The organism is Olavius algarvensis spirochete endosymbiont (genome assembly GCA_900608495.1).
Lineage (GTDB): Bacteria > Spirochaetota > Spirochaetia > DSM-2461 > DSM-2461 > UBA2779.
In genome coordinates, this window is the sequence record UWYT01000057.1 from 1 (window position 1) to 373 (window position 373).

1 protein-coding gene is annotated in these 373 nt (G+C 32.7%); it reads right to left on the bottom strand.

Features of this window, described 5'->3' with window-relative positions; genetic code table 11:
• Nucleotides 1-9: 9 nt before the first annotated feature.
• Nucleotides 10-373 (bottom strand): GtrA family protein (locus S1OALGB6SA_RS01080; protein WP_148083990.1); only part of this gene is annotated, 364 nt, incomplete at its 5' end.

Here is a 373-nt window from a genome sequence, read left to right on the forward strand (position 1 = left end):
CTATAGAAATCATCGTTTAAATACAAACTTCTTTATTCCCACGAAATTGGTACATATTGGTATCCCTACCATCAGTACAACAGTTATTGGTGTCTCAATTCCAAATACAGGAATAACCAACAAACTCAATATCAAAGACACTATATGAACAGCATAGTATTTTATAATCTCTGTATACTTTTTTTCTTGTTTAACTTCGAAGGTCCACTTCCTATTGAAGTCATAACCAGCATATACACCTGAAATAAAACCTGCGGCAGAAGCTATAAAGTAGTTCACATTTAAAAATTCAAGTAAGATGTGCGATACACCACTACCTATAATTGTAGACCAAATTCCAACAGCAATAAATTTGTAGAATTCCACACTAGTT